Origin of the sequence: Micromonospora sp. CP22 (assembly GCF_009712475.1) — a bacterium.
Lineage (GTDB): Bacteria > Actinomycetota > Actinomycetes > Mycobacteriales > Micromonosporaceae > Micromonospora.
This window is the reverse complement of sequence record NZ_VCJO01000002.1, coordinates 352,053-364,029: the sequence shown is the minus strand read 5'-3', so window position 1 is coordinate 364,029 and position 11,977 is coordinate 352,053. Positions and strand designations below refer to the sequence as shown.

Here is an 11,977-nt window from a genome sequence, read left to right as displayed (position 1 = left end):
CGCTGCCCGCACCCCCGGCCCGGCGTCGTGCCAGCCTCAGGAGCGGTACCCGGCGGAGCGGTACTCGTACTCCCGATCGTCGTCGCGGTCACCGGTGTCGCGGGTGAAGTCCCAGCCGCCGGCGGATTCCCGGCCGGGACGCCCACCGACCGCGAACCCGCCGATCTCCTGCCCCCGGCGCCAGCCGCGGAAGTAGCCGGTGGTGTTCTCGGCCAGGCTCGCCGCGTCCCGCACGATGCGCAGCGGACGCTCCTCGCGCAGCGGCGAGCCGGGCACCAGGTTGGCCTGCGGTACGCGCTTGGGCAGCCCGGCGTGCGTCTCGGCACCGACCGCCGGACGGGCCGCCTGCTCGGCGGCCTGCCATCCGCTGTCGGCCGTGGTCGACCAGTCCAGGTCGGCCTCTTCGCCGTGCCCCACGAACCAGGCGGAACGGGCCTGCGCGAAGATCAGCAGGTCACCGTCGCCCTCGTCGGAGACCGGTGGCTGCCGGTGCTCGACCGGCGGCGCGGGCGTACGGCGGGCGGGTGGGAGGTCCAGACGTTCGGGTGCCCGGTCGTCGCGTTCCGAGCTGCCGCGGTCGACGAGCCGCAGCGGCGGCGTCTCCGGCTGTGGTTCGGTGCCGTTGCGCAGCGCCCGGTCGGCCAGCGGGGGCGGCTCGACCAGCCGCAGCACGGGCGGCTCCGGCGGGAGATCGTCGGCGAGCCACGGCGGCGTGACCCGGCGTTCGGCAGTGTGGTCGGCTGGCTTCTCGGGGGTGTTGCGCCGATCCCGGTCGTCGTACGAGCCGACGACGGGGTTACGGGGGGAGGTGTCGGCCGGGTCCTCCGGGTTGTTGACCAGCGGCCAGTTCGAGCGGGACCCGGGGGGAGCGGTCTTCTCCTGCTCCGGGCGGGGCGTCGGAACCGGAACGCTGAGATCGGTGGCGCTGAAGCCGCCGGTCGGTGCCGGCGGTTCGCCGTTGGTCTTAGGCCGGGGCGGGATGACGGTCCGTTGACGCTCGGCCCGCGCGCTGTTGATCGCAGCGGTGGTCAGGGTGGGCCGGAACGGTTCGCCGGCCTCGGCGGGCGGGATGGTCCCGCGCTGCGCCGGTGCGATCGGGGTGATGCCGGGCGGCGGCGGGGGCGGCGAGGAGATCGGCCGGTTGGCCGGACCGTCCCCACGGGAGGGTGACTCGGCGCGGGACGGCAGCGCGGGTGGGCCGGCAACGGCGGCCGGGGTCACCGGTGCGGGCGCGACCGGTGGCGGAGCGACAGGTGCGGGTGCCACCGGCGGCGGCCCGAGGGGACGCGGGGAGGGCGGTTGGCCACTGCCCGGCACCGGCTCCGGTCGGCTCCGGCGGCCGCCGGTCGGCTCGGGCCTGTTGGGGCGCACCGACCGTAGCCCGGAGGGGTTGCCGGGGGTGTTGGTGGACAGCTCGCCGACCTGCTCGCCGCGTCGCATCGCGGCCCGGCGACCGGATGCCGCCGTCGGCCCGGCGGTGCGGGCACGCAACGCGCCGACGAGCGCCTCGCAGCCCGCGTCGCAGGCCCGCACCGAGGCGACCGCCTGCCGGATGGTCTCCGCGGCGGCGGAGGTGAGGGCCCGGTTGACCGTGGCCCGGCGGGGGGTCTCGGAGATGGCCACCCGCAGCGCGGTGACCGCCTCGTCGATCGCCTCGGCGTCCCCGGCGCCTTCGGCGGTGAGCTGCGCGGTGACGGCATCGGCGGTGACCGCGATGTCGCGGTTACGACCGGCCGCGTCGGTGAGCATGCCCGGCTCGGGAAGCGCGTCCAGCACGGCCAGCGGAATCGTGTCGGCGGGGTCGGGGTAGGCGCGCAACGCGGCCGGGTAGAGCTCCCGGAGCACCTCGCGCAGCGCGACGGCGGCGGAGTGCCGACCGTTGGCCATCGCGGCGTGCGCGGCGAGGATCTGCTTGTACCCGGCGAGGTCACGGGGGGCCGGCAGGGTCACCGCGGACAGTGCCCCGGCCTGGAGTGCGCGGGCGAGACCGATGGCCCGCCGCACAGCCGGTGGCGACTGCATCTCCTCCAGCGAGTCGTCGTCGGCGAACCGCTCGGCGAAGTCGTCGACGGAGTCGTCGTCGGCGATCGCCAGTGGACGGCCGGCGGCGCTGAGCAGAGACGCGATGGTGTGATCGTCACTGTCGGCGGCGATCGCCGCACCGCTCGGCCCGCCTGAGCGTTCCACGAGCAGCGTGACCAGCCGGGCGTAGCCCGTCGGGTCGTCGCCGATCTCGCAGACATGCAGCAGACGGCCTGCGTCGTCGACCACAGCGGACGTCAGCGCCGATCCGGTCGAGACCGGTCGGTCGGCCGGGTCCGCCGAGGTCAGACCGCAGTACACGCGCACGAGCGCCACGGCGTCGTCCTCCTCCCGGGACACAGGGCTTTCTCTGCCAGAGACTGATGCTCCCTGGTGCGGGTCAGTCGCGCCAGTCCACGACCGCAGAGATCTTCCCGACAATGGTCCGCCAACCCAGACTTGCGGTTTGTGCCCCGATTTTCTTCAGCCTACGCCGTCCCATGAAGCCGCCGATGCCGCCACCGATCGACGCGCGCAGCGCCTCGTCCAGGTCGTCGAGGCTGGAGCCGGCGGAGAGCATGTGCAACACCGCAGGCAACCGCAGGGCGTACGACAGGTCGCGGGCCACCTCGCCGGCCTCGATGAGCAGCTTCGGATCCCAGGTGTCGTGCCCGCCGCGGAGGTTCTCCACGACGAGGTCCAGCTCGTAGACGTCATCGTCCAGCGGCACGATGTCGGCTGGTTCCACCCGTTCGGACAGTTCATTCCAGCTGTCCAGCTGAGACAGGTCGTTGGGGGCGCCGGAACGGATGAAGGTCACCAGCGACTCGGGCGTCTTGAACAGCAGCAGCCGACCCCGGTGGGTCAGGAAGATCGGCACTTCCTCGTCGCCCGCCTCGTCGTCGGCGGCCGCGTCGGCGTCGTCCTTGGCGGTCTCGTCGTCCTCGGTGGCGTCGTCGCCGCGCTGCGCCCGCTTTTCCTCGTCCTCGCTCTCGGCGAACTCCCGGGCGACGTCCTCGTCGAGGATGACGACGTCACCCTCGTCGTCGTCCTCGACCGGGTCGACCTGCCGCCGGGCGAGGAAGGGGTCGTCGGCGTCGCGTTCGGCCACGTCGGTCGGAGTCAGTTCCCGGGCCGGCCGGTACGCCCGCAGGGTGAAGCCGGTGCCGGAGGGCAGGGCGATCTCCACCGGGTCGATCCGCAGCTCGTCCCAGAGCGCGCGGTTCGCGGTCTGCGCCGCGTCGTCGGCGGCGTCGGCCGGCTCGGTGACGTCCGGCTCGCTGGTGCCGGTCGTGTCATCGAGCTCGGGCTCGTCGGCATCCGGCCGTTGGGGCGACTGGCGGGCCACGGTGACCTCCGTGTGCGTCGGGCTACCACCCCCCGGCGCTGGTGCCGGTGAGTGACTCTGGGCACATACCCTAGTTGGCTGCGCTGGGTAACCGCTGGCCGCACCCCGGTGGCCCGTCACGCGGATAACAAGTAGCGTGTCTACGCATGAACGCCCAGGCGCTGCACGGACACCTCGACGCCCTGCTCCTGGCGGTGCTGGAGCGGGGAGCCCTGCACGGCTACGCCATCATCGAGGCGCTGCGGGCACGCAGTGACGGTCGTCTCGATCTGCCCACCGGCACCGTGTACCCGGCGCTGCGACGTCTGGAGCGAGCGGGTCACGTGGTCAGCGCGTGGAGCACCGTCAACGGGCGGGAGCGGAGGACCTACGAGTTGACCGACGTCGGTCGGCGGGCGCTGGCCGACCAGCGGTCGGGGTGGCGCGAGTTCAGTTCGACCGTCGGCCGCTTCCTGGACCCGGGCACCACACCCGCCCCGCTCTGAGCGTCAGCGGGTGGCCAGCAGCCAGGTGCGGGCGGCGCTGCCCAACCAGATGTGGGCGGCGGTGGCGACGGCCAGTCCGAGAAGCATCGGTGGCCAGGTCAGGGCCGCGTCCCACAGCAGAAGCGACCAGGCGAACAGCCCGGCCCCGGCGACCGCGCCCAGCACGGCGGTCCCGGTGAGCGTGACACCGGTGCCGCGCGCCAGGGCGGTCAGGGCCGGACGCGCCGAGCGGGCCGTCGCCGTGACCAGCGCCAACCCGGCCAGCCCGAGCAGGAACGCCCCGGCCCAGATCCACTCCAACGACTGCGCCAGCAGCAGGTAACCGGAGGGTGGGGGCGGGCCGCTGCTCCAACTCGCCCCGTGCCAGGTCAGGTCACCGGCGATCGAGGCGGTCGCGGCGAACGCGACCACCCGCAGGGACAGCCCGCGCAGCGCGGCCACCGCGAGTTCGGCCTGGTAGGCGGGGGCCAGCTGATCCGGCGTACCGAAATCGACCACCGCCTGCCGCGACGCCTCACCCGCCGGCAGGCCGCTGTCCCGGTACGCCTCGACGGCATCGAGCAGCCCGTGTCGAGCCTCGGTCACCAGGTCGGCCCGGAGCCGACGCGGTCCACGAAGCCGGACGGCGAGCTGCCGCAGGTGCTCCTCGACCAACACGTCGTCCCTGACCGGCATGTCCCCAACCCTGCCATGCCGGCGGAGAGCCCGGCTTCGGGGATATCCCGGAGACGGCCCCGACAGGTCAGCTCGACACGGCCAGGTAACCGTGCTCGGCGGCCTGCTGCAACACCCACTGATCGCGGTACCAGCCGGGTGTCGCCACGAGGTCCGCGTGCCGACCCCGCTGCACGACCCGGCCGGCGTCCAGCACCACGATCTCGTCGAGCGTGGCGAGCCCGCTGAGCCGGTGGGTGATCACCAACACCGAGTGCTGCGTGGGAGTCGCCGTCAACGCGCTGGCCAGCACCTGATCGGCGGCGAGCGGATCGAGGCCCTCGGTGGGCTCGTCGAGCACCAGCACGCCGGGCGCGGCGAGCAGGGCACGGGCCAGGGCGAGTCGCTGCCGTTGGCCACCGGAGAGCTGCCCGCCCTCCTCGCCGACCACCGTGTCCCAGCCGTCCGGCTGGGCCCGGACCCAGTCCGCCAACCCGGCGGCGGTGGCGGCGGCGAACAGCGCGTCCTCGTCCGCCTCCGGTCGGCCGAGCAGCATGTTCTCCCGAACGGTGGCGTGGAAGACGTACGCCTCGGCGAGCAGCCCGCCGACGAGGTGGGGCAGTTCCTCGGGCGGGTACGCCGACACGTCCCGCCCGTCCAGGGTGACCCGACCGGCGGTGGGCGTCATCGCGCCGGTCAGCACGGCGGCCAGGGTGCTCTTGCCCGCGCCGCTCGGGCCGACGACGGCGACCCGGCATCCGGGTGGCAGGTCGAGGTCGAATCCGTCGAGCGCCGCGGGAGCACCGTTGCGGTACCGGACGGTCACCGCCTCGAACCGGACCGTCGGAGCCGGAGCGGTGTGCTGCGGGCCGACGGACGTCTCGGCGGTCGTGGGTGGGACGGCCTCGGCCGCCGGTAGCCCGGTCCGGGGGCCGGTGTCTTCGGCGGTCAGGAGTTGGGCGACGCGCGCCAGGCCGGACCGCAGCCCGGTCCACTGGCGGGCGGCGCCGACCAGCGCGAGGGCGATCTCCACGGCGGCCAGGGTGCCGACTGCCAGGACACCCACCAGCACCCCGTCGACTCCGGCGTTGAGGGCCACGAAGACCACCGTGCCGGCGGTGAGCCCGGCGACCAGCACCCCGACCGCGTCGACGGCGAAGCCGAGCGCCGCGAGCCGTCGCTCCAGCCGGGCCAACCGGCGGGTCCGTCGGTCGGCCGCCGCCAGCGCCTGTGCGGTCGCGCCGAAGGCGGCCAGGTCGGCCGCACCGTGGGTCAGGTCGATCGCGTCGGTGGCGAGCGCACCGCGCAGTGGGGCCACCTCGGCGCCGGCCCGTCGGGTCAGCGCGGTCGCCAGCGCCGGCAGGGCCACGGCGGCGACCAGCAGCCCGGCGGCGAGGGCGAGGGCGGCCGGCAGCGAGACCAGCGCGGTCAGCCCGACGGCCAGTACGCTCACCAGCCCGGCGGCGGTCGCGGGCACGACCACCCGCAGCAGCAGGTCCTGCACCGCGTCCACGTCCGAGACCAACCGGCTCAGCGCGTCCCCGCTGCGCGGCGGGTCACCGCGTCGGGCCGCCAGGGTGCCGAAGACCCGGGCTCGGACATCGGTGACCAGGCGCAGCACCGCGTCGTGCCCGGCCAGGCGTTCGGTGTAGCGCAGGACGCCCCGGCCCACCGCCAACGCCCGTACCGCCACGATCGCGACGGTGAGCCGATCCAGCGGGGGTTGCCCGGCGGCGGTCATCAGCAGCCAGGTCGCGGTCGCCATCAGGGCCAGCCCGGCGAACTCGGTGGCCGAGGCGAGCAGCCCGGCGCCGATCAGGCGCGTCAGGTACGGCCGGGCCAGCCGCAACACGGTCAGCTCGGGTGGGCGTACGCCGCTCATCGCCGCACCTCGCGCCGCTCGGGGTCACGACGAGGCACCACCGCACCTCGCTCACTCATTGGCGCTCCCGACGGGTGCCGGAGTCAGTTCGGTGACCTGCCCGTCCTCGACCCGCAGGATGCGGTCGACGTCGGTGAGCAGTGCGGGTCGGTGGGCCACCAGGAGTGCGGTACGGCCGGCGACCAGCTGCCGGGTGGCGGACAGCACCGCTGCCTCGGCGGCGGTGTCGAGCCGCGCGGTCGGCTCGTCGAGCAGGACCACCGGCGCGTCCCGCAGGAATGCCCGCGCCAGCGCCACCCGTTGCCGTTGCCCGCTGGACAGGCCGTGCCCCCGCTCGCCGAGCGTGGTCTCCAGACCGTCGGGCAGGGCGGCGACCACCTCGTCCAGCGCGGCGGCACGGATCGCGGCGGCGAGGGCGGCAGGGGTGGCATCGGGAGCGCCGAGCCGGATGTTGTCGGCCAGCGACGCGGCGAACAGGTGGGCCCGCTGCGGCACCCAGGCCACCTCCCGCCGCCAGGCGTCCAGGTCGGCGTCGGCCAGGTCGACCCCGCCGACGGTGACCCGACCCTCGGTCGGGCTGACGAAGCCGAGAAGCACGTTGAGCAGCGTGCTCTTACCGGTGCCGCTCGGTCCGATGATCGCGATGCGCTCGCCGGGGCGGATGGTCAGTGACACGTCGCGCAGCGCGACGGTGCGCTCGTAGGCGACGGTCACCGACTCGAAACGGATCTCGGCGCGTCCGTCCGGTCGCGGGCCCGCCTCGCCCGCGACGCCCTGCGAGGCGAGGTCCGCCGCCGCGCCCGTCGACGGCGGGGGCGCCGAACCGGAGAGGGTGAGCGCCTCGTCCAACGCGGTGAGCCCTTCCATGCTGGCGTGGAAGCGGCTGCCGGCCGCCCGCAACGGCAGGTACGCCTCCGGGGTCAGCAGCAGCACCAGCAGCGCGGTCTGCAACGCCAACCCGCCGTCGAGCAACCGGATGCCGACCGGGACGGCGACCAGGGCCACCGAGAGGGTGGCGACGAGTTCCAGCACCAGCGCGGAGAGGAAGGCGATCCGCAGCGTCTTCATGGTGGCGGTCCGGTGGCCGTCGGCCATCCGTCGTACCGCGTCGGTCTGCGCCCGCGCCCGGCCGAACGCCCGCAGCGTGGGCAGACCGGCGACCATGTCCAGGAAGTGCCCGCCGAGGAGGGACAGCCGCCGCCACTGACGGTCGGTGGCTGCCTGGGCCTGCCAACCGAGCAGCGCCCCGAAGATCGGGATGAGGGGCAGCGTCAACGCGATGATCACCGCCGAGCTCCAGTCGGCGAGGAAGATCCGGCCGAGCACCGCCACCGGCACGGTGACGCTGAGCACGAGCTGCGGCAGGTATCCGGTGAAGTAGGCGTCGAGCGCGTCCAGGCCCCGACCCGCGAGGGTGGCCAGCTGCCCGGCCCGCTGACCGGCGACCCAGCCGGGCCCGTGCCGGGCGACCGCGCCCAGCAGCTCGCTCCGCAGGGCCGCCTTGACCGTGGCGGCCGCCCGCGCGGACACCGCGCCCTGGGCCCAGACCACCAGCGCGCGGGCCGCGACGGCGATCAGCAGACCGGCCAGCGCGGCTCGGTCCAGCCGCCCGGTGAAGGCCGTGGCCAGCAGCGCGGCCAGCGCGGTGGCCTGCGCCACGACCAGGCCGGCGGCGAGCACGCCGAGCAGCGTGAGCAGGACGAGGTCACGGCGGGCAGCGGGAACCCGACGCAGCAGCCGCGGGTCGAAGGGGCGGCGGTTCACCAGTACACCGGTGCCCTGCCGTCGATCCGTCCCCGAAAAATCCACCAGCACATTGCCTGGAAGCCTAGTAGGGCCGGCAGCAGCGGCACCGCCAGCCAACCCAGCAGGCGTAGCGTCGGCGCGCTGGCAGCCGCGTCGGTCACGGTCAGTGACGCGTGCGGTTCCACCGTCGACACCAGCACGTACGGCCAGAGGGTCGCCCCGACCAGCAGCACCGGCAGGGCCAGGGCCGCCGAGGTGGCCGCGAAAGCCACACCGGGCCGGCGTCGCCCGAGCGCCACCCACGCCGTGAGCAGGGCCACCACCAGCAACACCGCCAGCAGTACGCCGACCATCGGGCGCTGCGCGGCAGCGCGTACCCGGTCGGAGAAGACACCGACGAGCACGGCCGCGCCGACCGCGACCAGCGCGGTGCGGAGCAGGCGGCGGGCCAGTGGCCGGAGCCGATCGCCCTCGACGGCGGGCAGCCGGAGCGTGAGGAAAGTCGCACCGTGCGCCACGGTCAGCGCCAGGACGGCCAGCCCGGCGGCGGCGGCGAACGGAGTGAACAGGTGCGTCACTCCGGCGACGTGTCCGTCGGCGTGCAGCGGCACGCCCTGAAGCAACCCGGCGAGCACCACCCCCCAGCCGAGCGCGGCGAGCAGGCTGCCGACGACGATCACCCGGTCCCATGTGGTGCGGGCCCGCATGCTCTCCGGACGGCTGCGCAACTGCACCCCGGCGGTCACCAGGATCACCCCGGCGAGCGCGGTGAGCACCGCCGGGTAGCTGCCGGCGAGCAGTTCCCCCTCGAGCACGGGGAACGCGCCGAACAGGATGCCGGCGGACGCCACCAGCCACACCTCGTTGCCGAGGAAGAACGGCCCGACCGCGTTGAGGGCGGCACGTCGGCGCGACGCGTCGGCGCCCCGGGCGAGCAGCAGGCCGACGCCGTAGTCGTAGCCGCCGAGCACCAGGTAGCCGGCGAAGAAGAGACCGAGCAGGGCATGCCAGGCGAGTTCCATCTCCGGCTCCTCAGGCGAAAGCGGGTTCGGGGCGGGCGTCGTCGGCGGGCGGCTGGGCCGGTGGTCGGCCGAGAGCGGGGTCGGCGGCACCCCGGGCGGCGTGCCGGGCGAGCAGCACCCAGTTGGTGACGGCGAGCGTGCCGAGCAGCAGGGTGAAGCCGATCAGCGAGGTGCCCATCAACCAGGGGCTGATCGGCGAGACCGCCTGGTCCACCGGCAGCAACCCGTACGCCACCCAGGGCTGGCGGCCGACCTCGCGGGCGATCCAGCCGAGGATCAGCGCCACGAACGGCAGGGGCAGGGCGAGCATCAGCAGCCAGAGCGGGAACCGGAGGCGGATGATCCAGTCCCTCCAGAGCAGTGGGACGAACAGCCAGAGCAGGCCGAGGGCGAACCCGATGAGGATCATGAAGCCGAGCCCGAAGCTGGACAGCACGGGAGGCAGGTAGTCGCCCGGACCGAAGCGGGCGGTCCATTCGGCGACCAACTCCTCGGCATGCGGGCTGGTGGCGCCGAACTTGGTCGGCTGCGCGCCGCCCACCGGGGCGAACTGGGCGAAGCCGAACCCCTGCACAAGGGTGATCGCCAGTGCGGCGGTGACCACACCGATCCGCAGCGAGCTGCGGAACAGCGCGAAATCGGGGGTACGGCGGTGCAGGTGCCAGGCGCTGATCGCCGCCACCAGCAGGCCACCGGTGAGCAGGGCGGCCGACACCACGTGCCCGAGCGCCGTCCACAGGGTCGGATTGGTCAGCAGCGCGGAGAAGTCGGTCAGGTGGGCGACGCCGTCGCGTACCTCGTAGCCGACCGGGTTCTGCAACCAGGAGTTGGCCACCATGATCCAGAACGCCGAGGCGTACGCGGTGATCGCGACCCCGTAGAGCAGGGCGAGGTGAACGCCGCGACGCAGCCGGTGCCAACCGAAGATCCACATGCCGAGGAAGGTCGACTCCAGGAAGAAGGCGACCAGCGTCTCGATCGCCAGCGGGGCGCCGAAGACGTTCCCGACGTAGCGCGACAACCCGCTCCAGTTGAGCCCGAACTGGAACTCCATCACGATGCCCGTCGCGATGCCGAGCACGTAGTTGATCACGTAGAGCTGGCCCCAGAAGCGGGTCATCCGCTCCCAGCGGTGGTTTCCGGTGACCACCCAGGCGGTCTGCATCCCGACGAGCAGCGTGACCAGGCCGAGCGTGACGGCCACGAAGAGGAAGTGGACCGAGGCGGTCGTGGCGAACTGCAGGCGAGCGAGGAGCAGGGTGTCCATGGCGGCCTCTCCCGAGACGGTGATCAATTCAGATAGGGAGACTACACGTAGAGACGCTACATATAGGTCCGGGAAGTGGCTGGAGCGGCAGGATCAGGGTCAGTTCAGGGTTGTCAGCTGAGGAACAGCAGGATCGGCAGCGCGGCGACGTGCACGGTCACGGTCAGGGCGACGGCACCGAGCAGGCGCGGTGGGCGCTCGGCGACCAGCAACCGCTGCACCCGTACGTCCAGGTCCCGGTCGCCGATGCCGAGCGTGCCGGCCGGGGTGATCTGGTGCCCGGCGGCGGCGAACCGGCGCAACGCACCGGCCAGCGGAGCTTCCGCGTGCACCTGCCGGGCCTTGTCGTCGGCGCGCATCTCGACCAGCAGAGACACCCGCTCGTGTGCCTCGCGGACCCAACGGAACCACGGCAGCGCTCGGCGGAGCGCGGTGAACGGCAGCAGCACCAGGTCGTGCCGCTCCTGCGCGTGCGCCCGCTCGTGGGTCAGCACCGCCTCCAGTTCCGCCCGGTCCAGCAGGCTGAGGGTGCCGGCAGTGACCACCACCCGGGGCTTCACCCCCGGCAGGCAGTACGCGGCCGTGCCCGGGTGGTCGAGCACCAGCGCGCCGGGCACGGTCGGATCCCGTCGGGCGACCAGGGTGAGCAGGTCCCGGTGTCGGCGCTGGGCGCGTACCGCGCCGTGGACGCTGCGTACCGTCGTGGTCAGCAGCACCGCCCCGATGCCGAAACCGACGCCGACCAGCCCGAGGTGCACGGGGCCGAGGTCGGCGGGCAGGACGCCGTGCCGGAGATCGTCCGCCAGCGCGAGCAGGGCCCGGCCGGTGCCCTGCTGGTACGGGCCGAGACCCAACGCGATCGGGATGCCGATCGCGGAGAGACCGGCCCCCAGGCCGATCGCCTGCCAGCAGACGATCGCCACCCGAGGGCTGCGCCATGTCCAGGTGGAACGGGCCAGCACCTGGGCGATCAGCCAGCACGCCACCATCGAGCCGGCGAAGTGCAGGGAGTACGCCACGATGCCGTCCCTACCGCTCCACGGCCTCGTCGGCCCGGCCGGCACGCGATGCCCGGTCGGTCGGCGGGGACTCGACCCGGTCGGTGAGCCCACCACCGGGGCCCTCCGTCGGCCCGGACGGTGCCATCCCGGCCTCCGCCGAGAGTGCGGCACGCAGCACGTCGGCCTCGGTGCCGGTGACCGAGCGGGCGAACCGGACCAGCGCCGCGTCCCGACTGCCGCCCAGGTCGAGCGCGTCGAGCATGAGTTGGGCGATGTACGCCTCGCGGCTGGCCGAGGCGCGGTAACGCCACGCTCGGCCCTCCCGTCGGCGCTGCACCATGTCCTTACCGGCCAGCCGGTCCAGCACGGTCATCACCGTCGTGTACGCCAACTCCCGCCCGTCCAGGGCGTCGGCCACCTCGCGCACGGTGATCCCATCCGACGTGGCGGGAACGGAGTCCCACAGCACGTCCATCACCGCACGCTCAAGATCCCCCAGCCGAGTCACCCCTGAATCCTACCCCCCGTAGTAGAACCACCCCCAACCCGG

10 protein-coding genes are annotated in these 11,977 nt (G+C 73.8%); 1 reads left to right on the top strand and 9 read right to left on the bottom strand.

What is annotated here, in order from left to right:
* Positions 1 to 36 precede the first annotated feature (36 nt).
* Both FF096_RS05005 and FF096_RS05000 read right to left on the bottom strand, forming a co-directional pair.
* Positions 37 to 2,382: a transposase gene (locus tag FF096_RS05005; protein ID WP_309222707.1), complete on the bottom strand. Its 2,346-nt coding sequence runs from the start codon at positions 2,380 to 2,382 to the stop codon at positions 37 to 39.
* Positions 2,383 to 2,422: 40 nt separating this feature from the next.
* Positions 2,423 to 3,370 (bottom strand): DNA primase, encoded by a 948-nt coding sequence (locus tag FF096_RS05000; protein ID WP_309222706.1) that lies wholly within the window; start codon positions 3,368 to 3,370, stop codon positions 2,423 to 2,425.
* Between the two features lie 146 nt (positions 3,371 to 3,516).
* Between FF096_RS05000 and FF096_RS04995 the strand changes: the two genes are divergently transcribed.
* A complete protein-coding gene (locus tag FF096_RS04995) occupies positions 3,517 to 3,855 on the top strand; it encodes a PadR family transcriptional regulator (protein WP_155215167.1) in 339 nt (112 codons plus the stop codon).
* 3 nt (positions 3,856 to 3,858) lie between these two features.
* Here the strand turns inward: FF096_RS04995 and FF096_RS04990 are convergent, their stop codons facing one another.
* From FF096_RS04990 to FF096_RS04960, 7 genes are all read right to left on the bottom strand, one after another.
* Entirely contained in the window at positions 3,859 to 4,530 is a 672-nt protein-coding gene (locus tag FF096_RS04990; protein WP_155215166.1) for a permease prefix domain 1-containing protein, read from the bottom strand.
* A 67-nt stretch (positions 4,531 to 4,597) separates the two neighbouring features.
* Positions 4,598 to 6,391, bottom strand: coding sequence for a thiol reductant ABC exporter subunit CydC (gene cydC, locus FF096_RS04985; protein ID WP_155215165.1), 1,794 nt, complete (start codon positions 6,389 to 6,391; stop codon positions 4,598 to 4,600).
* 51 nt (positions 6,392 to 6,442) lie between these two features.
* Positions 6,443 to 8,155, bottom strand: coding sequence for a thiol reductant ABC exporter subunit CydD (gene cydD / locus FF096_RS04980; RefSeq protein WP_309222705.1), 1,713 nt, complete (start codon positions 8,153 to 8,155; stop codon positions 6,443 to 6,445).
* Positions 8,152 to 9,159 carry a cytochrome d ubiquinol oxidase subunit II gene (gene cydB, locus FF096_RS04975; protein WP_155215164.1) on the bottom strand — a complete coding sequence of 336 codons (1,008 nt, stop codon included), beginning with the start codon at positions 9,157 to 9,159 and terminating at the stop codon, positions 8,152 to 8,154. Before cydB ends, cydD begins: the two co-directional genes overlap by 4 nt.
* A 10-nt stretch (positions 9,160 to 9,169) precedes the next feature.
* Entirely contained in the window at positions 9,170 to 10,426 is a 1,257-nt protein-coding gene (locus tag FF096_RS04970) for a cytochrome ubiquinol oxidase subunit I (RefSeq protein WP_155215163.1), read from the bottom strand.
* A 113-nt stretch (positions 10,427 to 10,539) separates the two neighbouring features.
* Complete coding sequence (locus FF096_RS04965) at positions 10,540 to 11,445, bottom strand: M56 family metallopeptidase (protein ID WP_309222704.1); 906 nt, start codon at positions 11,443 to 11,445, stop codon at positions 10,540 to 10,542.
* 10 nt (positions 11,446 to 11,455) lie between these two features.
* On the bottom strand, positions 11,456 to 11,935 hold the full coding sequence (locus FF096_RS04960) for a BlaI/MecI/CopY family transcriptional regulator (RefSeq protein ID WP_309222703.1): 480 nt from the start codon (positions 11,933 to 11,935) through the stop codon (positions 11,456 to 11,458).
* Between the last annotated feature and the right edge of the window lie 42 nt (positions 11,936 to 11,977).

Coding starts and splice junctions, on each gene's coding strand:
- FF096_RS04970 (WP_155215163.1), bottom strand. CDS start 10,426: ATGGACACCCTGCTCCTCGCTCGCCTGCAGTTCGCCACGACCGCCTCG.
- cydC (WP_155215165.1), bottom strand. CDS start 6,391: ATGAGCGGCGTACGCCCACCCGAGCTGACCGTGTTGCGGCTGGCCCGG.
- FF096_RS04995 (WP_155215167.1), top strand. CDS start 3,517: ATGAACGCCCAGGCGCTGCACGGACACCTCGACGCCCTGCTCCTGGCG.
- FF096_RS04990 (WP_155215166.1), bottom strand. CDS start 4,530: ATGCCGGTCAGGGACGACGTGTTGGTCGAGGAGCACCTGCGGCAGCTC.
- cydB (WP_155215164.1), bottom strand. CDS start 9,159: ATGGAACTCGCCTGGCATGCCCTGCTCGGTCTCTTCTTCGCCGGCTAC.